The sequence below is a fragment of the Escherichia sp. E3659 genome, from assembly GCF_005781135.1.
Classification (GTDB): domain Bacteria; phylum Pseudomonadota; class Gammaproteobacteria; order Enterobacterales; family Enterobacteriaceae; genus Escherichia.
Window position 1 is genome coordinate 43209 of record NZ_VATQ01000004.1, and the last position, 22678, is coordinate 65886.

Annotated in this window: 22 protein-coding genes, 1 tRNA gene and 1 other RNA gene; 7 read left to right on the plus strand and 17 right to left on the minus strand. The window is 49.2% G+C overall.

The window, feature by feature from the left end; translation table 11 throughout:
- Nucleotides 1-45: 45 nt before the first annotated feature.
- The 6 genes from dppA to FEK47_RS04665 form a co-directional block, all read right to left on the minus strand.
- The gene (gene dppA / locus FEK47_RS04640) at nucleotides 46-1653 is read right to left on the minus strand and encodes a dipeptide ABC transporter substrate-binding protein DppA (protein ID WP_016262652.1); all 1608 of its coding nucleotides are present in this window, start codon (nucleotides 1651-1653) and stop codon (nucleotides 46-48) included.
- Nucleotides 1654-2361: 708 nt separating this feature from the next.
- Nucleotides 2362-2497, minus strand: a non-coding RNA gene (locus FEK47_RS04645) — RtT sRNA.
- A 32-nt stretch (nucleotides 2498-2529) separates the two neighbouring features.
- Nucleotides 2530-2606, minus strand: a tRNA-Pro gene (locus FEK47_RS04650).
- A gap of 91 nt (nucleotides 2607-2697) precedes the next feature.
- Entirely contained in the window at nucleotides 2698-4389 is a 1692-nt protein-coding gene (gene eptB / locus FEK47_RS04655; protein ID WP_138183122.1) for a kdo(2)-lipid A phosphoethanolamine 7''-transferase, read from the minus strand.
- 276 nt (nucleotides 4390-4665) lie between these two features.
- A complete protein-coding gene (locus tag FEK47_RS04660; protein ID WP_130216272.1) occupies nucleotides 4666-5868 on the minus strand; it encodes an MFS transporter in 1203 nt (400 codons plus the stop codon).
- A 229-nt stretch (nucleotides 5869-6097) separates the two neighbouring features.
- Nucleotides 6098-6796, minus strand: a complete 699-nt coding sequence (locus FEK47_RS04665; RefSeq protein WP_135486840.1) for an autotransporter outer membrane beta-barrel domain-containing protein — start codon at nucleotides 6794-6796, stop codon at nucleotides 6098-6100.
- A gap of 157 nt (nucleotides 6797-6953) precedes the next feature.
- On the opposite strand from FEK47_RS04665, the gene tag reads away from it, so the two are divergent.
- Nucleotides 6954-7514, plus strand: coding sequence for a DNA-3-methyladenine glycosylase I (gene tag, locus FEK47_RS04670; protein ID WP_135486841.1), 561 nt, complete (start codon nucleotides 6954-6956; stop codon nucleotides 7512-7514).
- Complete coding sequence (locus tag FEK47_RS04675; RefSeq protein WP_135486842.1) at nucleotides 7514-7954, plus strand: N-acetyltransferase; 441 nt, start codon at nucleotides 7514-7516, stop codon at nucleotides 7952-7954. The genes tag and FEK47_RS04675 overlap by 1 nt, the downstream gene beginning before the upstream one ends.
- Here the strand turns inward: FEK47_RS04675 and bisC are convergent.
- Nucleotides 7923-10256: a biotin sulfoxide reductase gene (gene bisC, locus FEK47_RS04680; RefSeq protein WP_138183123.1), complete on the minus strand. Its 2334-nt coding sequence runs from the start codon at nucleotides 10254-10256 to the stop codon at nucleotides 7923-7925. The genes FEK47_RS04675 and bisC overlap by 32 nt on opposite strands.
- A gap of 152 nt (nucleotides 10257-10408) precedes the next feature.
- On the opposite strand from bisC, the gene FEK47_RS04685 reads away from it, so the two are divergent.
- Nucleotides 10409-11068: an OmpA family lipoprotein gene (locus tag FEK47_RS04685; protein WP_000747625.1), complete on the plus strand. Its 660-nt coding sequence runs from the start codon at nucleotides 10409-10411 to the stop codon at nucleotides 11066-11068.
- 103 nt (nucleotides 11069-11171) lie between these two features.
- Nucleotides 11172-12146 (plus strand): glyoxylate/hydroxypyruvate reductase GhrB, encoded by a 975-nt coding sequence (gene ghrB / locus FEK47_RS04690; protein ID WP_138183124.1) that lies wholly within the window; start codon nucleotides 11172-11174, stop codon nucleotides 12144-12146.
- A gap of 48 nt (nucleotides 12147-12194) precedes the next feature.
- Here ghrB and FEK47_RS04695 read toward each other — a convergent pair whose 3' ends face one another.
- Nucleotides 12195-12905 (minus strand): DUF3053 domain-containing protein, encoded by a 711-nt coding sequence (locus FEK47_RS04695; protein WP_130216260.1) that lies wholly within the window; start codon nucleotides 12903-12905, stop codon nucleotides 12195-12197.
- Between the two features lie 419 nt (nucleotides 12906-13324).
- Between FEK47_RS04695 and FEK47_RS04700 the strand changes: the two genes are divergently transcribed.
- A complete protein-coding gene (locus tag FEK47_RS04700; RefSeq protein WP_130216258.1) occupies nucleotides 13325-13615 on the plus strand; it encodes an HTH-type transcriptional regulator in 291 nt (96 codons plus the stop codon).
- A gap of 281 nt (nucleotides 13616-13896) precedes the next feature.
- On the plus strand, nucleotides 13897-14109 hold the full coding sequence (gene cspA, locus FEK47_RS04705; RefSeq protein WP_000014594.1) for an RNA chaperone/antiterminator CspA: 213 nt from the start codon (nucleotides 13897-13899) through the stop codon (nucleotides 14107-14109).
- 53 nt (nucleotides 14110-14162) lie between these two features.
- Here cspA and yidD read toward each other — a convergent pair whose 3' ends face one another.
- The 6 genes from yidD to FEK47_RS04735 all read right to left on the minus strand — a co-directional run bounded on the left by yidD (nucleotide 14163) and on the right by FEK47_RS04735 (nucleotide 18964).
- A complete protein-coding gene (yidD, locus tag FEK47_RS04710; protein ID WP_135486843.1) occupies nucleotides 14163-14543 on the minus strand; it encodes a membrane protein insertion efficiency factor YidD in 381 nt (126 codons plus the stop codon).
- A 157-nt stretch (nucleotides 14544-14700) separates the two neighbouring features.
- Nucleotides 14701-14853: a type I toxin-antitoxin system toxin HokA gene (gene hokA, locus FEK47_RS04715; protein WP_130216254.1), complete on the minus strand. Its 153-nt coding sequence runs from the start codon at nucleotides 14851-14853 to the stop codon at nucleotides 14701-14703.
- 298 nt (nucleotides 14854-15151) lie between these two features.
- Nucleotides 15152-15511 carry a hypothetical protein gene (locus FEK47_RS04720; RefSeq protein ID WP_138183125.1) on the minus strand — a complete coding sequence of 120 codons (360 nt, stop codon included), beginning with the start codon at nucleotides 15509-15511 and terminating at the stop codon, nucleotides 15152-15154.
- 68 nt (nucleotides 15512-15579) lie between these two features.
- Complete coding sequence (gene glyS, locus FEK47_RS04725; protein WP_130216252.1) at nucleotides 15580-17649, minus strand: glycine--tRNA ligase subunit beta; 2070 nt, start codon at nucleotides 17647-17649, stop codon at nucleotides 15580-15582.
- A gap of 9 nt (nucleotides 17650-17658) precedes the next feature.
- Complete coding sequence (gene glyQ / locus FEK47_RS04730; RefSeq protein ID WP_001168544.1) at nucleotides 17659-18570, minus strand: glycine--tRNA ligase subunit alpha; 912 nt, start codon at nucleotides 18568-18570, stop codon at nucleotides 17659-17661.
- Nucleotides 18571-18664: 94 nt separating this feature from the next.
- The gene (locus tag FEK47_RS04735; RefSeq protein WP_130216250.1) at nucleotides 18665-18964 is read right to left on the minus strand and encodes a YsaB family lipoprotein; all 300 of its coding nucleotides are present in this window, start codon (nucleotides 18962-18964) and stop codon (nucleotides 18665-18667) included.
- 173 nt (nucleotides 18965-19137) lie between these two features.
- On the opposite strand from FEK47_RS04735, the gene FEK47_RS04740 reads away from it, so the two are divergent.
- Nucleotides 19138-20133, plus strand: a complete 996-nt coding sequence (locus FEK47_RS04740) for an acyltransferase (RefSeq protein WP_135486844.1) — start codon at nucleotides 19138-19140, stop codon at nucleotides 20131-20133.
- A 36-nt stretch (nucleotides 20134-20169) separates the two neighbouring features.
- Here the strand turns inward: FEK47_RS04740 and yiaA are convergent, their stop codons facing one another.
- From yiaA to xylB, 3 genes are all read right to left on the minus strand, one after another.
- Nucleotides 20170-20607, minus strand: a complete 438-nt coding sequence (yiaA, locus tag FEK47_RS04745; protein ID WP_130216246.1) for an inner membrane protein YiaA — start codon at nucleotides 20605-20607, stop codon at nucleotides 20170-20172.
- A 45-nt stretch (nucleotides 20608-20652) separates the two neighbouring features.
- Nucleotides 20653-20994 carry an inner membrane protein YiaB gene (yiaB, locus tag FEK47_RS04750; protein ID WP_130223009.1) on the minus strand — a complete coding sequence of 114 codons (342 nt, stop codon included), beginning with the start codon at nucleotides 20992-20994 and terminating at the stop codon, nucleotides 20653-20655.
- A 167-nt stretch (nucleotides 20995-21161) separates the two neighbouring features.
- Nucleotides 21162-22616 (minus strand): xylulokinase, encoded by a 1455-nt coding sequence (gene xylB / locus FEK47_RS04755; protein ID WP_135486845.1) that lies wholly within the window; start codon nucleotides 22614-22616, stop codon nucleotides 21162-21164.
- Nucleotides 22617-22678: the final 62 nt, after the last annotated feature.

Below are 22678 nucleotides of genomic sequence, written 5' to 3' on the forward strand. Positions count from 1 at the left end.
CATCAGGCAGTTTTGCCTTTGCCATCAGTCTTGTATGGCTTTTAATTATTCGATAGAGACGTTTTCGAAGTGATGTTTGCCTAATGGATCAACCACATAGCCTTTAACTTCTTTGCGTACCGGTTCAAACACGGTGGAGTGAGCGATGATCAGTGCCGGAGCCTGATCGTGCATCACCACCTGTGCTTGTTTGTACAGTTCAACACGCTTGTTGTGGTCGTCAGTAGCACGCGCCGGTTGAATCAGATCTTCAAACGGTTTGTAGCACCATTTTGAGTAGTTGGAGCCTTGTTCAGAGGCGGCGCAGCTGAACAGGGTGGCGAAGAAGTTATCCGGATCCCCGTTATCGCCAGTCCAGCCCATCATTACCGTCTGGTGCTCGCCATCTTTCGCACGCTTGAGATACTCACCCCATTCGTAGGTGACGATTTTGGCCTGCACGCCCACTTTCGCCCAGTCCGCCTGAATCATCTCCGCCATGCGGCGAGCGTTCGGGTTATACGGACGTTGTACCGGCATCGCCCACAGGTCGATGGAGAAACCTTTTTCCAGACCCGCTTCTTTCAGCAAGGCTTTCGCTTTTTCAGGATCGTAGGTGTAGTCCTGAACGTCGTCGTTATAGCCCCACATGGTTGGTGGGATCAGGTTTTTCGCTGCCACGCCCGCGCCCTGATAAACCGCTTTGATGATCGCATCTTTGTTCACTGCGTAGGTCAGAGCCTGGCGAACTTTCACGTCATCCAGTGGTTTTTTCTGCACGTTATACGAGAGATAACCGACGTTCAGCCCCGGCATTTCCATCAGGTTGATGGATTTATCCTGCTTCATGCGAGCGATATCTGCCGGGTTCGGGTACGGCATTACCTGGCATTCATTTTTCTGCAATTTAGCGTAACGCACGGAAGCGTCAGGGGTAATAGAGAAGACCAGCGTATCGATCTGCGGTTTGGTACCCCAGTAGCCATCAAACGCTTTGTAGCGAATACGGGAATCTTTTTGATACTGCTGTAACTGGAACGGGCCGGTGCCGATTGGGTTGAGGTCCAGTTTTTCCGGTGTACCAGCTTTCATCATCGCATCAGCATATTCTTTTGACAGAATAGAGGCGAAGTCCATTGCCAGGTCAGCGAGGAACGGCGCTTCCGGGCGAGTCAGCACGAATTGAACGGTGTTGTCGTCCACCTTTTTCACTTCGCTGATCAGCTCCGGCAAGCCCATGCCTTCGAAGTATTCGTAGCTGCCGCCAGAAACTTTATGGTACGGGTTTTGCGCGTTTTTCTGACGATCGAACGAGAACACCACGTCATCGGCGTTCAGTTCGCGCGTCGGTTTGAATTCTTTGTTGTCGTGCCACTTCACACCTTTACGCAAGTGGAAGGTATAGGTTTTACCGTCATCGCTGACTTCCCACTTTTCAGCGAGGCCCGGAATCACTTCGGTGGTGCCGATTTTAAATTCAACCAGACGGTTATAAAGCGGTACGGAAGAGGCGTCATAGGTGGTGCCGGAAGTAAACAGCTGCGGGTTAAACCCTTCCGGAGATCCTTCTGAGCAATAAACCAGAGTTTTAGCCTGAACACTTGCTGCGACGGTCATAGCCACCAGGCTGAGACCAAGCTTCAGCATCCCTGACTTTTTCAAGGAAATACGCATTATTCTGCTCCAATTGTGATGTTTGTTGTTTTAACCCTTTGCAGTGGGTTGTCGCTGCCTGACCTTTTTTGTTTTTTGCCCGGTCGGGTCAACGTTATGAGGTGGGGATGCCGTACTAATTAACATCAGTGTTACAGTGCGGATCCTCCATAAAATGCCCCTCGTGACCTACAATCTGTCAACAGAATGTGAAAACGTCAATACAGCCCACCGGGATTTACACCAACGGTGAGAATCCACAAACAAAGATTAAAAAAACTTCAAACAACTATTTGCAGCAGAGAAATTTGTGCTACGCCAACATAACCAGAACAATCAGCTTAATATTTAGCAACAATTGGTGATTAAGTTTTATGCATTTAATGAAAAAAATCTGAGGAAAAGGTGGATATCTGAGCGATTAATACCATGAACGCTAAAACGCACAGCGGAAAATGCCAGCGCCAGCCATAAGTAACGCAAAAAAAGATTTAAGCAAATATAAAAAAAGACAATGGTTTCTGTCACAAATCCGTTAATGGATAGTGAGATGTGAGGCGCAAATTTGGCAGGGAAATGTGTGGTGTGTAGGTCGATACGGCGGTCGCGCCGCATCCGACAATAAGTGCGGTGCCGTTGCCTGATGCGACGCTACCGCGTCTTATCAGGCCTACGTTCGAGCGGGTTACAGAAAGCAAAAAACCAGCCCGCAGGCTGGTTTTTCTAATTTGGTCGGTGCCAGAGGATTACTCGCCACTTCGTGGCTCGCCCTGCGGGCCGTTGCTGGCGCAACGTTCTCTCGCTTCGCTCGAGTCGAACCTCCCTGCCCCCGGAGGTTCTCATCCTCACGGGCTACAAATGCAAAAAAGCCTGCTCGCTGAGCAGGCTTTTCGAATTTGGTCGGTGATAGAGGATTCGAACCTCCGACCCCTTCGTCCCGAACGAAGTGCGCTACCAGGCTGCGCCAATCACCGAATGCGGGGCGCATCTTACTGCGCAGATACGCCCTCGTCAATCCCTTAATAGCAAAATGCCTTTTGATCGGCGAGAAACTCAGCAGTGCATTTAGTTAGCTTCTGCCTTCTTCGCCTGAGGGATTCGACACCAGTTGTTGTTTTCGTTGATACCACCGTCCGGTGAAGTATAACCAAGGCAACCTAAAATGGTGTCGTACAGTTCTACATGACGGCGTGGCACTTTGATATCCGCTTCTTTCTTCAATTGCGCGAATGCCTGCGCGTTGGCCGGATTCTCCAGATATTTATCCGACATCCAGACCATCATCGGTACGCGGAACTGCTCCGGTGGCGCATATTCGCGTGGTGTGCCATGCAAGTGCTCACGCTCGTTAATTGACTCACCGTGGTCCGCTGCATAGAAAATAATGGCCTTCTTATCGCGGAATTTGTCGATAACCGTGTCGATAAAATGATCAACATAGGTGATGGAGTTATCATATGAGTTAATCATCGGCGCTCGTGGGCATTTGCGGTCAATGGCATAGCACTCTGGCTTCCACTGGGCAAACTCACGAGGGTAACGTTGAGTATAGTTATAGTGTGACCCTTTGGTATGCAGCACAATCAGATGTTTACCTTCTGGTTTTTTCTCCAGAGAACGCTCGATCTCATTGACCAGCAACATATCGTCCACCGCTTTCCCACGGTTACGTGGCTCAGCTGCAATTTGCTCGCGATAGGCAATGTTGTCAGCCATGGTGTTGCTGTAGAACCACATCTCACTCTGCATGGCGTACAAATCAGAGCTAAAGCCCAGCTGTTTGAGAACCGCAAATACGTTCTGCTCTTTAAGCGTACGTTGTGGGTTATCTTCCGTTCCACCTTCACGCACAAACATACAACGTAGTGATAATTTAGTCGCGGTATCACAAGAATAACCACGGTACATCACCAGGTTTTTCTCTTTGGCCAGCTTCGGCGTGGTATCCCGCTCGTAGCCCAGCATCCCCATATGATCCCAACGCGTAGTTTCGCCAATAATGAAAACCACATAGGTGTCGTCGAGATTTTGCGTCGGGGTATAGGTGAATTTTTTTGCCGGATTCATCAGCGACCGATTGTCTGACGATTCATCCACTTGCGCCCAGGCATACAGCCCCAACGCAGAAAGCCAGTTCGAAGGCAAATAAGAGTTCGCCAGCACGCCGCCGTAGCTTGGCATATCCACTCCGGCCATACGGTCTGCACGCTTTTGCACTACATCCATCAGACGAATTGGACCCCATACCAACAAGCCCGCCAAAAGCACGGTAAACGCACTACGCCAGCGAGTTTTCGGGGTACAAAGTTGACGCAAGAAGGTGTCTTGTGAACGGTTCATCCAGATAAATAGCAACGGGATAATACTCACCAGTACAACCCATGCGATAAGCGTCCAGCCAACCACTTCTTTCGACAGGTCGATGTCGGTGGTCATCACCGAAGCGACAATCCCGTAGCCAATCATGACATTCATAAATGTCATGTAGTAGCTGGCTCCGGCAGAAATCAGCACCAGCAATGAAGCCAGCACTTTCCAGGCCGTTCTGCCAAAGAGTGAAATTAAACGTAAAAAGAAGAAGGTTGCCAGAACCGTCCCCGCCAGTTCGATAACCGCCGAGACGCCATTAAGAAAAGTGAAGTTATGCGCGTAACCGTCAAACCGACGGAAATAGACTGCGCAATTCATAAACAGACCGATATAGACAGCGAGCAAAAAGCTTAGCTTTTGCTGCGTTATCGTTTTGATATATCTCATGCAAACAAACCCTGGAAAAACAGGTGATAACACCCTGCATTATGGCCTTTCAAGCCAGGCAAGGGAAAAGTGCGAAGGTCGTCAGATAAGGAAAATCTGCACACGCTGATAAGTAGACCACAGCAAAGGGAAAAAGTGTGGGGAAAGAGTGTACTTGAAGCACAAATTTACAAAAATACAAGTATGAAAGGAGACTTATGCGGTAATTGAACGCTTAAAAGGGCCAGCTTTATGGCCCTTTTAATCTCAGGACAAGTCTAAAACCTGTCGCTAAACTTAACCATGTACTTCGCGCAACACCCTGATCTCTGGCTGACGAATGGTCGTAGAAAGCGCCAATGACAGAATCAGCAGGGCGAAAATCACGTAGAAGGTCACATAGAAGCCGCCAAACAGTGAGGCGATAATCGAACCGCAGATACTACCGATACCGAAGCCAAGATAAATCACGCCGTAGTTTTTCGCCAGGTTATTGAGGCCGAAGAACTCACTGACCAGTGACGGGAAAACGGTAATTGTGCCACCGAAGTTAAACGCCACACAGGCAATCGCCGCGAAGAACGTCACTGCATTCAATGGTGCAAACAGCAGGGCCGCCATACCCACCAGCGAAATCACCTGACCAATGGTGATAACACGGATACGGGCGATTTTGTCAGACAGAATGCCCAGCACCAGACGACCAGAAAGGTTAGCAATAGAAATAACCGTTACTGCGTTGGCCGCGGAAATTGCATCAAGATGCGCCAGGCTCTGAGCAATATCTTTCGCCACACCAATCACATACAGACCGCTCATGCAGGCAGTAAGGAACATCACCGCCAGCATCCAGTATTGCGGTTTACGCATAGACTCTGCCAGGGTGTAGTCCTTCTCTACTACGCCATTACTGGTTTTCACTTCCTGTTTCGGCGCATCTTTCATTAACGTCGCGCCAAAGACAATCATCACCAGCGCAATCGCGCCCCAAATTACAAAGGTTTTTTCCAGACCGACCGTTTCCAGCAATTGTGTGTCGATAAATTTGAAACCCAGGCTTCCCAGGCCGTAAGAACCAATGGCGAATGCGGAGATCAGACCCTTACGCTCCGGGAACCACTTCACGCAGTTAGAAAGGGTCAGCAGATAACCCGCACCATCTGCCAGACCAACCAGCACACCAGCGCTCAACCACAGCATCATTAGGCTGTTGGAATGCGCGGTAAGGAAGAAACCTACCCCCAGCAGAATACCGGAAGCCATTGTGACGCGCTTGACACCAAAACGTTCCTGTAACTTGCCAGCAACAGAAGAAGAAATTGCCAGTCCCAGACTCAACAGGCCAAAGGAGAAAGCAACCTGACTGACCGGCGCATCCAGTTTGGCTGAGAGCGCGCCATTAAACAGGCTCCAGGTATAAACTGACCCCAGCGCAAACTGGGTGATAATGGTACCGATAAGGGTAAGCCAGCGCGTACGCTGATAGTTTGAAGGTGTCATGGCAGTAATTCCTGCGGTAGTAAAAAGGAAAATTCTCTGCCGACAAACATAACGAAGTGCATTTTATGCAGGGGAAAAAACGGCATGAAATGCCATCAAAACGGAATGAAATGCCTTAGTTCAGGAATGAATGACGTGACAAATATTCACCGCAATAATTATTTGGTCAGTTAGCACACACTATCATTGCAATGGTTGTTATTAGTAGCCCATAGTTGTAACAAATACGTTAAAATCTGGCGCTAACGCCCATGGTATACAAATAATCACTATCATTGGCGCTATTCTCCGCCTGAGATAACGCGGCATAGGCGGCAATATGTTGGTTAAGCAACATATCGGCTCCTACGGTCACATCAAGCCAATTACCATTCTGATTTGTCGCCGTCATGCGACTTAGGCCTGATTGAGCCTTCCAGATATTTTCACCCAATTGCTGGTTGTAGCTGATTTGCGCCCAGGGACGGAAATTGCCAAGCCGGGAGTCAACACGCCAGCCTAACGTACTGATGCTGGCATGCCATAACGGATCGGTCAGCGTTGCAGTACTGTCGCCAAACTCGTTATACATGGAGGTAGTTGTGCCATCGTAATGTAATGCGGCGACTGGACCCGTTGTAACCTGCTCATATAAAGGAAAATTCCAGCCCATACTCATACTGCTGGTCACATCCGCAGGGGTTTCTTCCGCCAGATTAACTTCCAGTCCCAGCGCTCTTTGGCTACTTTGAATACGTTGCGACAAAATATCGTTGTAGTCCGGTTGGTGATCGCTATCCCAGGTATAACGCTCAGTGGTATGTCCTGGTTGCGTATCAACGATATATTCTTGTTGCCAGGCGTAAGCTGTGTTGAGAAAAAAAGAACTGATTACCACGCTCGCCAGCAGACTTAAGTGCCAGCGACCACCGCATTTTTTTATGATCATTAACACGACTCCATGGAAGAGCCGAATTCGGCAATATTATTGTCATTGTATGTAGGATGTCGGGCATCTTAGCCCTGTATTAAATATTGACTTTTTCACCGATGCGTCAAGACAAGAGGGTGAAATATTTACGATCTGGTACATAGCGAGGGAAAGTATGGAACGTTGCGGCTGGGTGAGTCAGGACCCGCTTTATATTGCCTACCACGATAATGAGTGGGGCGTGCCTGAAACCAACAGTAATAAACTATTCGAAATGATCTGCCTTGAAGGACAACAGGCAGGGTTATCCTGGATTACCGTTCTCAAAAAACGTGAAAACTATCGCGCCTGTTTTCATCAGTTCGATCCGGTAAAAGTCGCGGCTATGCAGGAAGAGGACGTTGAAAGACTGGTGCTTGATGCCGGGATTATCCGCCATCGTGGGAAAATTCAGGCGATAATTGGTAACGCACGGGCATACCTGCAAATGGAGCAGAACGGCGAACCGTTTGCCGACTTTGTCTGGTCGTTCGTAAACCATCAACCACAGGTGACACAAGCCAAAACGTTGAGCGAAATCCCCACCTCAACACCCGCCTCTGATGCGCTTTCCAAAGCACTGAAAAAACGCGGCTTCAAATTTGTTGGTACGACGATTTGTTACTCCTTTATGCAGGCATGCGGACTGGTGAACAATCATGTCGTTGGCTGCTGTTGCCATCCGGGGAGGAAATAATGATTCGAGAAGCGCAACGTTTGGAATTACCTGCGATCCTTGAATTATGGCTGGAAAGTACAACCTGGGGACATCCTTTCATAGAAGAAAGCTACTGGCGTGACTGCATTCCGCTGGTGCGTGATGCTTATCTTGCCAACGCGCAAAACTGGGTGTGGGAAGAAGATGGCAAGCTTCTCGGTTTTGTCAGCGTGATGGAAGGACGATTTTTAGCTGCGATGTTTGTCGCACCAAAGGCCGTCAGGCGCGGTATTGGTAAGGCGCTGATGCAACATGTGCAACAACGCCATCCCCATTTATTGTTGGAGGTTTACCAGAAAAACCAGCCCGCGATAAATTTCTACCATGCGCAAGGATTCCATATTGTCGACTGCGCCTGGCAGGAAGAAACCCAACTTCCCACCTGGATTATGGATTGGCAGGCGGATCAAATGCCGTAAGTGGCAGTTCCGGGCCAGTGTATTTCTCCAGCCACGCTAACGCCGTGTTACCCGCGCATCCATTCCCCAGCCGCGAGCTGGGGAGATCTTTCGTCAACACGTTCACAGCGCCGTTTTTACAAATGCCGCCAGCGGTTAAATCCAGATCGGGCCATGCCCCTTCGTGAATGCAAATCACGCCAGGTTTAATACCTTCGCTAATGACCGCGCCGGCAAGAATTTGCCCGCGCGAGTTCCACACTCGTACCGTGTCGCCCTCTTTTATGCCTCGCGCTCGTGCATCATCAGGGTGAATGGTGACAGGTTCTCGGTTTGCCACCGCATATAATTCACGCAGAGAACTGTAATTTAGCTGGCTGTGCAAACGATGTGCGGGATGGGCAGAAAGTACCTGCAACTGTTCCGGTTCGGCATTGCCCTGCCACTCATCCGGCTCCAGCCACATGGGATGCCCCGGACAATCCGGGTAACCGTAATCCGCGATACGCTGCGAGAAGATTTCAATCTTACCACTGGCCGTTTTTAACGGATGCGTCTGTGGGTCGCGGCGAAAATCAGCAAACCGGATAAACTGTTCGCTGATTGGGTTTTCCGGCATCTCAATGAATTGGTTTGCTTCCCAAAACGCGTCAAACGATGGTAATTCAACCTGCTGACTTGCCCCTCGTTGTCGGGCGACGTTATAAAAAGTTTCCAGCCATTGCAGTTCATTTTTCCCTTCCGTGAACCGTGCGTAACCGCCCTTTTGCCAACGTTCGCTTAATTCAGCAAAAACATCGAAATCATTACGCGCTTCGTCACGCGGCGGCACGACTTGTTTCATCGGAACAAGATGCTGATTGCTGTAATCTCCGGTCATGGTGAGATCGTTACGCTCAAAAGACGTGGTTGCAGGCAGGACGATATCGGCATGTTTCGCCGCCGCCGTCCAGAAGCATTCTGAAATGACCACCAGTTCCGGTTTTTGCCAGGCTCGAATCAGACGATTAGTGTCCTGATGATGTGTAAAATTGGCGCCGCCCGCCCACCAGATAAAGCGTATATCCGGAAAGTGACGATTCATGCCGTTGTGTTGGTATGCGCCACCAGGATTTTCCAGCGCCTCGACAATACGGGCAACGGGGATTTTATCTACCGCATCCGTACCACCCGGCAAACTGCCCTGCATGGATGAAAGCACCGCAGCACGGCGCGTGGGATTACCACCGTTGGCAAAATGATAAGAAAGCCCAAAACCGCCACCTGGTGTACCGATTTGCCCCAACATTGCCGCCAGCGTGACGAGCATCCAGTGCTTTTGCTCGCCAAACTGCTGACGCTGCATTCCCCATCCAGCCATCAGCATGGTGGTATTTTGATGGAAAATAGCCGCCAGTTCGCGGATTTTATCTGCCGGAACACCACAAATCTCCGCCGCCCATTCGGCAGTTTTCGCTATGCCATCACTCTCGCCCTGTAAATAAGAAGCGAAGGCGTCATAGCCGATAGTACAACGTGCCAGAAACTCTTCGTCGTGCCAGCAGTTTTCCACCAGCGTATGGGCGATCCCCAGCATCAGCGCCACATCTGTTCCCATATGCGGTGCTACCCATTCCATTTTATCGCCGAAGAAATCAACGGTTTCCGATCGCATAGGATCAATGCAGATCAGCTTTTTCCCGCTGCCACGCAGTGCGGAAAAGTAAGAAAGCCCCTGCTCATCGGATGCATTCCACGCAATTTTCAGTGTATTTAGAGGGTTAGCACTCCACAGCACCACCACATCGCTATGTTCAAGCACCAGCGGCCAACTGGTCTGCTGCTGATAAACTTCGCTGCCACCCACAACATACGGCATGATCGCCTGTGCTGCGCCAGTCGAATAATCCCCCAGATGGCCGGTATAGCCGCCTGCCAGCGCCATATAGCGTTGTAACAAGGTTGACGCTTTATGCAGCACGCCATTTGAACGCCAGCCGTAGGAACCGGCAAAAATCGACGCCGGACCATAAGCTCCGCGAATGCGTTTGTGTTGTTGGTGAATAAGATCCAGTGCCTCATCCCAACTCACGCGAACAAATTCATCCTGCCCGCGAATCCCTTGCGGATTTTCTGGTGACGCAAGAAAGCCTTTACGCACCATCGGAAATCGCACCCGCGTATTGCTATGAACCTGGTCGCGAACCGCACTCTGCAAGGAGTTTTTTATTCCTGTGGTTAACGCACCACGCGAGCTGAAAACTGTTTCACCGTCGGTTTCAACCAGCATTGGTCCCCAGTGGGCGGCAGTAAGAACAGAATAACGTGAGGATGAGTTGGCCAAACCGAAGGCTCCTGAAAAGTTAGATGTATTGAGCAGTTAAATATTACTTACAAATTTCCGAGTATTCCCAGGAATAATCTTCATGTTCACACGGCATAATCTTCCGCCACGAAACCCGTGGCAAAGAATAAAAAGGTTATTAAGGATTAACAATGAAGAAACGTGTTTATCTTATTGCCGCCGTTGTGAGTGGCGCTCTGGCGGTATCTGGCTGTACAACTAACCCTTACACCGGCGAACGCGAAGCGGGTAAATCTGCTATTGGCGCGGGTCTGGGCTCTCTCGTTGGCGCGGGCATTGGCGCACTCTCTTCTTCGAAGAAAGATCGTGGTAAAGGCGCACTGATTGGCGCAGCAGCAGGCGCGGCACTGGGCGGCGGCGTTGGCTATTACATGGATGTGCAGGAAGCGAAACTGCGCGACAAAATGCGCGGCACAGGCGTTAGCGTAACGCGCAGTGGGGACAACATTATCCTCAACATGCCGAACAATGTGACCTTCGACAGCAGCAGCGCCACTCTGAAACCAGCAGGTGCTAACACTCTGACCGGTGTTGCAATGGTACTGAAAGAGTACCCGAAAACGGCGGTTAACGTGATTGGCTACACCGACAGCACTGGTGGTCATGACCTGAACATGCGTCTGTCGCAGCAGCGTGCAGATTCCGTTGCCAGTGCGTTGATTACCCAGGGCGTTGACGCCAGCCGTATTCGTACCCAGGGTCTTGGCCCGGCTAACCCGATCGCCAGCAACAGCACCGCAGAAGGCAAAGCCCAAAACCGTCGCGTAGAAATTACCTTAAGCCCGCTGTAATCACTTTCATGCCAGGTGGTGATTCAATCACCTGGTATTCTTAGGTTTTCCTGCTTCTTTTTTCAGGCTAAGGTGATCGCCTTATCAGTGAATGGAGAGAAGCATGAAGCCGCCCGTTATCCTCTACAAAGCCTTACCTGATGATTTACTGCAACGCCTGCAAGCACATTTCACCGTTCACCAGGTGACAGACCTCACTCCACAGACCGTCGCGCAAAACGCGGATATTTTTGCCGAAGCCGAGGGCTTGTTAGGTTCAAATGAAAATGTTGATGCCGTGTTGCTGGAAAAAATGCCGAAACTGCGTGCCACATCAACTATCTCTGTAGGCTACGACAATTTCGATGTCGATGCGCTTACCACCCGAAAAATCCTGCTAATGCATACGCCAACCGTATTAACGGAAACAGTGGCCGATACGCTGATGGCATTGGTGCTGTGTACCGCGCGTCGGGTTGTCGAGGTAGCAGAACGCGTAAAAGCAGGCGAATGGACCGCGAGCATTGGCCCGGACTGGTACGGCAGCGACGTGCATCATAAAACACTTGGCATTGTCGGGATGGGACGGATCGGCATGGCACTGGCACAACGGGCACACTTTGGCTTCAACATGCCTATCCTCTATAACGCTCGCCGCCACCATAAAGAAGCCGAAGAACGCTTTAACGCCCGTTATTGCGATCTGGATACGCTGTTACAAGAATCGGATTTCGTTTGCCTGATCCTGCCGCTAACTGAAGAAACGCATCACCTGTTTGGCGCTGAACAATTCGCCAAAATGAAATCCTCCGCCATCTTCATTAATGCAGGACGTGGACCGGTGGTTGACGAAAATGCACTGATTGCGGCATTGCAGAAAGGGGAAATTCACGCCGCCGGACTGGATGTCTTCGAACAAGAGCCACTGTCAGTAGATTCACCGCTGCTCTCAATGGCAAATGTCGTCGCAGTCCCACATATTGGTTCTGCTACTCATGAGACGCGTTATGGCATGGCCGCCTGTGCGGTGGATAATTTGATTAATGCGTTACAAGGGAATGTCGAGAAGAACTGTGTGAATCCGCAAGTCGCGGAATAACCGCGACTGCGTGAAGAAAAGCCCGAAAATTTCTCGGGCTTTTACTCTTTATTGGGTTGCAGTTACTGCTGCGGTCCAGGCCTGATTAAACGCCTGATGCTGTGCCGGTAATGGCGCAATCAGTTTGTTATATTCACTCGCCTGCTGCGAAGTCGGGAACTGAATGCCATTCGCCACAAAGCTTACCTGAGTACCCTGCTGAGAAATATAGTCCCCAACCATTACCAGTTGTTGTGTAAAGGTTTGTGCCGCCGGAATCAACGGTTGTAACGCATCAGCCGGTGTCGTCACCACTTTGGTGAATGCCTGATCAAAGACCGGTTTCAGGTCATCAGTCTGTTTCAGCGCAGAGTGCGCAGCATCGGCCTGCAACTTCGCATTTTGTAGCTGTTGCGCCAGTACACCCAGCGAACCGTTCATTTCACGCAGCGGACCACTTTGCGTGACATAATCCTGTGGTACACGAATTGCGTTAACGCTGTCTACAACCGGACGCAGACCGGAATCCATCGCCTGATTCACCTGTTGGGAATAGCCATACAGAATCGCGTAATCAGAGACAAAAGGACCAAATTGTTTTTTCTGATCGGCAGTCAGGGTTGGTAGACGTTCACCGCTACGCATCACTGTATTCTGCAGGAAGTCGATAAACGCTTTACGCTGATCGCCTTCTTTATCAAAACACCCACTCAGGCTAACTACCATTAATAACGCCGCAAGAGGCGCAAACCAGCGAGAGCAGGACTTTCCTGTCGCCATTTTCTTACTCCTTTCACCCAAAAAAAGCGCACAACGACACACGCGTGTCTGACGTGACAAGGATAGTCCAGGACAAGCTTGCAAGATACCCTTTATGCATAATCTTCCTGGGAAAATGATGTAGAAAATGAAGGAAGGTTAATTTGTTGTTTCATTGTTAAAAACAGGCATTGCTATTGCGTTTTTTAGCCAGGACTTTACTTCTCTTCGGTAAGTGAAATTTTCGGAATCTTTACAATTCGGGATTCTGCGAAATATATCGGCATTAATCATATCGTTAGGCAACTATAAGTCACAGTTATTGATAAGCTGAATCGAATCACACTCCGGCAGCTTCCCGCTGAGTCAGTTTTTCCCGACTATTCTTAATGAGCTTCAATGCAATTCACGATCCCGCAGTGTGATTTGAGGAGTTTTCAATGGAATATAAAGATCCAATGCTTGAGCTGTTGAGCAGCCTGGAACAAATTGTTTTTAAAGATGAAACACAGAAGATTACCCTGACGCACAGACCTACGCCCTGTACCGAGATTGAGCAATTACGCAAAGGAACGGGGTTAAAAATTGATGATTTCGCCCGTGTTTTGGGCGTATCCGTTGCGATGGTAAAGGAATGGGAATCCAGACGAGTGAAGCCTTCCAGTGCTGAACTAAAATTAATGCGTCTGATTCAGGCCAATCCAGCATTAAGTAAGCAGTTGATGGAATAGAGTTTTATTAACTTTTTTGATGTTTACGGTCCTGATGACAGGGCCGTTTTCCGACCGATTAATCATAAATTTGAAAAATAATTGTTGCATCCACCTCCAATGCGTGGCTTAATGCACATCAACGGTTTGACGTACAGACCATTAAAGCAGTGTAGTAAGGCAAGTCCCTTCAAGAGTTATCGTTGATACCCCTCGTAGTGCACATTTCCTTTAACGCTTCAAAATCTGTAAAGCACGCCATATCGCCGAAAGGCACACTTAATTATTAAAGGTAATACACTATGTCCGGTAAAATGACTGGTATCGTAAAATGGTTCAACGCTGACAAAGGCTTCGGCTTCATCACTCCTGACGATGGCTCTAAAGACGTGTTCGTACACTTCTCTGCTATCCAGAACGATGGTTACAAATCTCTGGACGAAGGTCAGAAAGTGTCCTTCACCATCGAAAGCGGCGCTAAAGGCCCAGCAGCTGGTAACGTAACCAGCCTGTAATCTCTGCTTAAAAGCACAGAATCTAAGATCCCTGCCATTTGGCGGGGATTTTTTTATTGGAAAAACCGTTTTATATGTAGAGAAGAACAGTCCCAGGAACAATCCAGATCCGGCATCGGGATGTGGCAATCACGACAGACCACACCATCACACCCGGAACAATCACAATCATTACACTCATTATTCTTCTTTTTACGTATAACCTCGTTCAGGTGTTGCTTCTGCCTGATTGTCTGTGCCGCAAGTCGGCAATCTGCAAAACGCTGACGTATCTCGCCCCAGCCTGCAATAACACCTTTCTGTTGAATAATCTCTTTGACTGCCCCCGAACATCCCTGCGTTTGGTACAACACACTGTAAGCACAGCGATATCCTTTGCGAGGAGAAAGATGTCGTTGATAAAGCATTATCAACAGTAAAAGAAGTTTATTCATGAAGGCTCCGAACCATTCCTGTTCTCAATTAAAAACCTATTTAATAGCCAAATCCGTTCGTATTTTTTAAATAATATTCATCAAAGAAATAAATTAGGGTGCATTGAGAATACCCAACACCGTAAGAAAGGCGGGAATAACTTCCCGCCGAAGACTCTTACTCTTTCAAATTGCAGGCTAAAAATGCCACCAGCTCATAACTCTCCTGTTTAATATGCAATTCACACAGTGAATCTCTTATCATCCAGGTGAAAAATAAAAGCGTAAAACAAATCACTATTAAAGAAAGCAATTTATATTTCTGCGGCATTCCCAGCCTCCTGTGTTGATTTCCAACGAGTAAGAGGCTAACCTTATGGTGTCTATGCATAGAGGGGCCTCACTTTGATTTATAGTCAGGTGGGGCTTTTCTCTGTCTGCCTTTCGGTGATACCTGAGACAAACAGTCTCAAGCACCCGCAGCTATTCTAGCGTATATTCTGATTTCACTCTTGTTGATAAATTCCGAAAAAAATCTCACTTACTGAATAGATACATAATATTATATTCAACAGGTGATTATTAATGATAATCGTATTAACCAGGAATCATGGGGTATGTGGATTTTATTATTTATAATCAAATTCATACCCAATCTGCTGCAACATCTCAGTACCGTTCTCGTACTCGATCACACCTGATGGTGTACCTTGAAGAATATTCTCCAACACATAAGTCAGTAACTGAGCAACAAAGCGAGGTTGATTCAAATTAATATTGATTTTTACATTATTGTATAAAGCAGGCAGGCCATCATTAAATGGGCAACCACCGTAATGGTAAGTAGCAGTTCTGAAATAGATTACAAACTGTGCTTTTTTATCTTTGCTTATTATCCTTAAATAACAATCTCGCTCATCTGCATAGTAGTAACGATAAACCCAAAGCCAGGTGCGGCCAGCCACTACTATCTTTCGTAACTTTGCCATATCTCATTCCTTAAGATAAAAAAAAACCGACACCCAAAATGAATGTCGGTTTTTCGATTACTTATCAATTACTGCAACAGCGAAATATCCGCAACGCGCAGGAACAATTCGCGCAGTTTTTCCAGCATGGTCAGGCGGTTGATACGCAGATCTTTATCATCAACCATGACCATCACTTTATCGAAGAAAGCATCGACAGGTTCACGCAACTCGGCCAGTTCGACCAGCGCATCCTGGTAACGACCTTCAGCAAAGTACGGCTCCAGTTTGTCTCGCAGAACAACCACCTGCATCGCCAGTTTAATTTCTTCCGGCTCTTTCAGGGTAGAGGCATTCACGCGGTCGCTCAGCACTTCGTCAGATTTCGCCAGAATGTTGGATACACGTTTGTTCGCCGCCGCCAGTGCAGCAGCTGCATCCAGGGTACGGAAATGCGATACCGCCTTCATACGGGCATCGAAATCTGCCGGACGGGTCGGACGACGCGCCAGTACCGCCTGGATGGTGTCAACGGTGTAACCTTCGTCCTGATACCAGGCGCGGAAGCGACCGAGCATAAAGTCGATAACATCATCAACCACGTTGGCATTAGTCAGCTTATCGCCATACAGACGCACCGCTTCTTCGGTCAGCGTTTGCAGATCAAGGTTGAGGTTCTTCTCGACGATAATGCGCAGCACGCCAAGGGCCGCACGACGCAGCGCAAACGGGTCTTTGTCGCCTTTCGGATGCTGACCGATACCGAAGATACCCGCCAGGGTGTCCATCTTGTCAGCAATCGCCAGCGCACAAGCCACTGGGTTAGACGGCAGGTCATCACCGGCAAAGCGCGGCTGATACTGCTCATTCAGCGCGACGGCTACGTCTTCCGCTTCGCCATCGTGACGCGCGTAGTGCATCCCCATAACGCCCTGGGTGTCGGTGAACTCAAAGACCATGTTGGTCATCAGGTCGCACTTAGACAGCAGGCCCGCACGGGTAGCGTGGTTAACGTCTGCACCAATCTGTTCAGCAATCCAGCCAGCCAGCGCCTGAATGCGGTCAGTTTTGTCGCGCAGCGTACCCAGCTGTTGCTGGAACAGCACGGTTTGCAGACGCGGCAGATTATCTTCCAGACGTTTTTTACGGTCGGTATTAAAGAAGAACTCGGCATCTGCCAGACGTGGACGAACGACTTTCTCGTTACCGGAGATAATTTGCTGCGGATCTTTCGATTCGATGTTGGCAACGAAGATGAAGTTCGGCAGCAGTTTGCCGTCGTTCGCATACACCGGGAAGTACTTCTGGTCACCTTTCATGGTGTAAACCAGTGCTTCAGACGGCACCGCGAGGAATTTCTCTTCGAATTTCGCGGTCAGAACAACCGGCCATTCAACCAGAGAAGCCACTTCTTCCAGCAGACTTTCGCTTAAGTCAGCGTTACCGCCAATCTTACGCGCTGCTTCTTCGGCATCGGCTTTAATCTTCGCCTTACGTTCTTCGTAATCGGCGATGACTTTCCCACGCTCACGCAGAATTTCCGGATATTGATCGGCATTGTCGATAGTGAATTCCGGTTCGCCCATAAAGCGGTGACCGCGAATCACGCGATCGGACTGAATCCCCAGAATGGTTGCCGGAATGACTTTGTCGCCCAGCAGCAGGGTCACGGTGTGTACCGGACGCACGAAGTGTACGTCAGACGCGCCCCAGCGCATCAGTTTCGGGATCGGCAGTTTCGCCAGCGAAGTCGCAACCATATTCGGCAGCAGTGCTTCGGTGCTTTCGCCCTTCACATGGGCGCGATACAGCAGCCATTCGCCTTTATCGGTAGTCAAACGCTCAGCCTGGTCAACGGTAATACCGCAACCACGCGCCCAACCTTCTGCCGCTTTGCTCGGTTTGCCTTCAGCGTCGAACGCCTGGGCAATCGCCGGGCCGCGTTTTTCGATTTCACGATCCGGTTGCGCTTCCGCCAGGTTAGCTACTTTCAGCGCCAGACGACGCGGAGCAGCAAACCATTGAACGGTGCCGTGTGCGAGGCCAGCGTTATCCAGCTCCGCAGTAAAGTTCGCAGCAAAGGACTCAGCCAGGCTGCGCAGTGCTTTTGGTGGCAGCTCTTCAGTGCCGATTTCCACCAGAAAAGTTTTCTCAGACATAGCCGCCTCTTACTTATCTTTGTTGCACATCGGGAAGCCGAGGGCTTCACGGGAAGCGTAGTATGCTTCTGCCACTGCTTTAGTCAGGGTGCGAATGCGCAGAATATAGCGCTGACGCTCAGTGACGGAGATGGCTTTACGCGCATCCAGCAGGTTGAAGCTGTGGGCGGCTTTCAGAATACGCTCGTAGGCTGGCAGCGGCAGCGGATTTTCCAGCGCCAGCAACTGCTGCGCTTCTTTCTCGTATTGCTCGAAGCAGGTGAACAGGAAGTCCACATCCGCGTATTCGAAGTTGTAAGTGGACTGCTCCACTTCGTTCTGATGGAACACGTCGCCGTAGGTGGTTTTACCCAGCGGGCCGTCGCTCCAGACCAGGTCGTAAACGCTGTCTACGCCCTGAATGTACATTGCCAGACGTTCCAGACCGTAGGTGATCTCGCCGGTAACCGGTTTACACTCCAGACCACCAACCTGCTGGAAGTAAGTGAACTGTGTCACTTCCATGCCGTTCAGCCACACTTCCCAGCCCAGCCCCCAGGCACCCAGCGTCGGGTTTTCCCAGTTATCTTCCACGAAACGGATATCGTGGATAGTCGGGTCCATGCCCAGCTCTTTCAGAGAACCGAGGTACAGCTCCTGAATATTGTCCGGCGATGGCTTAATGACCACCTGGAACTGATAGTAGTGCTGTAAACGGTTGGGGTTTTCGCCATAGCGACCATCGGTCGGGCGACGAGAAGGCTGGACATAAGCAGCCGCCATCGGTTCTGGCCCCAGCGCGCGCAGACAGGTCATTGGGTGAGAGGTTCCCGCGCCGACTTCCATGTCCAATGGTTGAACAATGGTGCAGCCCTGGCGAGCCCAGTAATCCTGTAAGGTCAGGATCAAGCCCTGGAAGGTCCTGGTATCAAACTTTTGCATATTATTTCGTGCTGGATACGTGTGGATTTAAAGGAAGGGATCAGTATACCCGCTGGATGGAAGATATACAGTACGAAACGGGAAAAAGCAGGCCTTAACGCATGGAAAGATGCAAAAAATGGCCATCTGCGTCAAAAGAACAGACAAACTGCTCTTTCCGGAAGGTATAACCACGCATTTCGTAGCTCCCCTGGAACTGTTCAAATGCGGTGACGTCGATTTTTTGCTCACCGGTGTTATAACGTTTTGCTGCCTGATCCTTGCACAACGCTTCCATATTCAATGAACGCAGCGGCTCAACCTTTACCCGCTGTGCTTTCTGCTCGGGTGGCGGTGTCGAGCATCCCACTAACACAATAAGTGCCATTGCTGGAAAGAAATAGTTCATCATCATTAAATTACCGTCTTATTTGCAGGTGAGTCTTATTATTAATATCGGTATAGTGGCTGAATCTAACGAATTTCCTCAAGCCTCTATAAGCTGTAGAGATAAAACTCGGATTATTCCAGTGCACCAGCCGAATGATTTATCGGTCAGACCTTTTTTAACCAGTTACAGAGACACAGATGCAGCCCAAAATTTATTGGATTGATAACCTGCGAGGGATAGCCTGTTTAATGGTGGTGATGATTCATACCACCACCTGGTATGTAACCAACGCCCATAGCGTCAGCCCCATAACCTGGGATATCGCGAATGTTCTAAATTCTGCCTCCCGTGTCAGCGTGCCGCTATTTTTCATGATTTCCGGCTATCTCTTTTTTGGCGAACGTAGCGCCCAACCGCGTCATTTCTTGCGTATTGGCTTATGCCTGCTGTTTTATAGTGTCATCGCGTTGATCTACATTGCGCTTTTTACCGCTATCAATGTGGAGTTAGCGCTGAGAAACCTGCTACAAAAGCCTGTGTTTTATCACTTATGGTTTTTCTTCGCGATTGCGGTGATTTATCTGGTTTCGCCGCTGGTTCAGGTGAAAAACGTTAGCGGTAAAATGTTGCTGGTACTCATGGTGGTGATTGGCATCATCGCTAACCCAAACACTGTGCCACAGAAGATCGACGGCTTCGAATGGCTACCGATTAATTTATATATCAATGGCGATACTTTTTACTACATCCTGTATGGCATGTTGGGCCGCGCCATTGGCATGGTGGATACGCAACATAAATCACTGTCGTGGGTGAGCGCCGTACTGTTTGTTGCGGGGGTATTTATTATCTCTCGCGGGACATTATATGAATTACAGTGGCGCGGAAATTTTGCCGATACCTGGTATCTCTATTGCGGACCGATGGTTTTTATCTGCGCAATCGCGTTACTGACCCTGGTAAAAAATACGCTGGATACACACACTGTTCCCGGGCTTGGGCTGATATCACGCCATTCTTTAGGTATATACGGGTTCCACGCATTGATTATCCATGCGCTGCGTACCCGGGGGATTGAGCTTAAAAACTGGCCAATACTGGATATTATCTGGATCTTCTGCGCCACGCTGGCCACAAGCTTATTACTTTCTGTGCTGGTGCAACGAATCGACCGAAACAGATTCGTAAGTTGAGCAAAAGCCCGGTCACATTGACCGGGCTTACAAGGATTATTCGCTATATTCTTCCTGAGCAACCACTGTTTCTTTTGATGGGTTAACTCCAGCATCACGAATATTCTTCTGCACTGCTACTGCACCAAACAAACTTAAAAAGAAGGCCAGGCCGTAAAACCCTTTTTCGCTGAGTAATAATGTTGCATTCCACAGACCAACTATCAGTAATGCGACAGAAATGATAAAGACAACCAGACAGGTCATATAATAAATGGATGTAGTGGGGATGCCTTCATATTTGTCCCGCACAGTTTTTTGATAAGATGCGGCTGAAAATAGTCCTAGCACCAGAACAGCAAAGTAATATCCTTTTTCATTTAACTGCATTTCCGCATTCCATAGCCCTAATAAATAGGTAACAATACCGCCGCCAAGCGCTATCCATGACACAATGCTAAATGCTGGAGAATAGGTTGATATTTTGTTTTCCATCACAGTATTCCTTTCATTCCTGAATGCGTAAGAGCTTTATGTTGCTCATGCCGAGTGAAACAAACGCATTTGACCAAACAAGCAGACAAAAAAGGCGATGGGGTAGATCACCATTTCATAAGCATTGATAGGTGCATTTAAAACGCCGATAAACAACAGACCGATAGTGATTAACGCAACTAACTGGCAGATGCGAATAAACATGTCATCCAGTTGCCCGAGTTTTTCAGCACGAAGATAAGCATAATTGCCAAACGTTCCCGTCATTAACACGCCGAGAAAATAGCCTTTGCCGCTTAACAATGGGCATGAGATCCCTAGCCCAACCAGATAAACCAACGCCCCGACAACGAATAATAGTTTTGCCACAGTCTTTGAGGTTTTCATAATGATCTCCGTATCTACCAGCGATACATTACGATTAACCAACGAAAGACAAAACTGAAAAACACCATTAACAAATGATTTTCAGAATAAATTCATATGAAATATTAATGAATTGATAATATATATAGACGAAAATTATCCCCTGCCCGGTCAGGCGGGGGATAAGTTTACGCCATTAGTGGCAGAAGTTGCTGATAGAGACGACGGAATGTTTCGCGTCGTGGCTGATAAGCGGCATGATGCTGCGCGTTCGGCATATGCGACTGCTCTAACGGCAGTTGCGGCAACAATTCACTGAGCGATTTATCTGGATTCACCGCAATCTGCGCCAACCTTGCTGCGCCCAGTGCAGGCCCTACATCACCACCCGTGCGGTAATCCAACTGCTGACCGCAGATATCCGCCAGCATCTGACGCCAGTACTCACTACGCGCTCCACCACCAATCAGGGTAATACTTTGCGGTTTAATGCCGCAGGCGTGCACTACATCCATGCCATCGGCCAGCGCATATCCCACGCCTTCCAGCACTGCTCGCGCCAGTTCATTAGGGCCGTGTTGATGGGTCAGGCCAAAGAAAACCCCCTTCGCCTGTGGATTATTGTGCGGGGTACGCTCGCCGGAAAGATAAGGCAAAAACCAGATTGGCTCGGCACTTTCATCTGCCTGTTGCGCAGCTGCAATTAAGGCCTGGACATTACTCAGGCCGGTTAATTTCGCGGCCCAATCCAGACACGATGCTGTACTCAACATCACCGACATTAAATGCCAACGCTCTGGTAATGCATGGCAAAAGCTGTGTACGGCGCTTTCCGGCTTGCTTAAGAACCCTTCGCTCACCGCAAAATAAACACCAGAAGTTCCCAGCGACAGCATTGCCTGATTGGCATCAACCATACCCACACCAACCGCGCCAGCCGCATTATCGCCGCCGCCCGCGACAACAGGCACTGCCGCCATTCCCCATGCTTTTGCCACCTCGGGTAGCAAAGTCCCGGTAACTTCACTGCCTTCGTATAATGCTGGCATCTGGTCACGGGACAGCTGGCAAGCTTGCAGCATGACATCACTCCAGTCACGCTTCGCGACATCCAGCCACATGGTGCCTGCCGCATCAGACATATCACTGGCAAACTCTCCGGTCATACGCAGACGCAAATAATCTTTTGGCAATAAAACTTTGTCTACCTGACGGAATATATCTGGCTCATGGCGTTGCACCCACAGCAGCTTAGGCGCGGTAAATCCGGGCATCATCAGATTGCCGGTTATAGCGCGCGAATCCGGGACTCGTGCTTCAAGCAAAGCGCACTCTTGCGCACAGCGCCCGTCATTCCACAAAATCGCTGGACGTAATACCTGCTGCCGAGCATCAAGTAACGTTGCTCCGTGCATCTGTCCGGCAATACCTAACGCCTTAACCTCTTGCAAAGAATATTGTCGCGCAAGCGTTCTCACTGCACGATCTGTTGCCTGCCACCACTGTTCCGGGTCTTGTTCAGACCAGAGGGGATGCGGGCGAGAAACGGTTAGTTTTTCTGTTTGTGAAGCAATTACCTCACCCTGTTCGTTGAGCAGAATGACTTTCACGCCCGATGTGCCAAGATCTATCCCGATATACATAGCGATCGTTCCTTAAAAAATGCCCGGTATCGCTACCGATAACCGGGCCAACGGACTGCACA